Genomic DNA, 243 nt, shown 5'->3' with positions numbered 1-243 from the left:
GATATATTTGGTAATAAGGAAGAGAAATATTCTCCACAAGCTGCATCAATACCTACTGAAGGTGTTAAACATGCTGCTGTAATTGCGATACCTAGTAATACTGTTCCGTAACTACCAAATAAATGATTTACAACGTTTGTTAAAATAATGGCTCCGTTTGCGCCGTTTGCACGCGATTCACTAGATGCTCGAAGATTCGCAAGCGCTAAATACCCAAGTAGTAAACCACGTGCTGCATTAAAT

1 protein-coding gene is annotated in these 243 nt (G+C 38.7%); it reads right to left on the bottom strand.

Annotated elements, in window-relative coordinates:
• Positions 1-243 (bottom strand): branched-chain amino acid transport system II carrier protein (locus JDS92_RS30420; RefSeq protein ID WP_199633068.1); only part of this gene is annotated, 243 nt, incomplete at both ends.

It is taken from the genome of Bacillus cereus group sp. N12 (assembly GCF_016483575.1).
GTDB classification, from domain to species: Bacteria; Bacillota; Bacilli; order Bacillales; family Bacillaceae_G; genus Bacillus_A; species Bacillus_A toyonensis.
The sequence above is the reverse complement of the archived record's forward strand: the minus strand, read 5'-3'. Positions and strand labels throughout refer to the sequence as shown.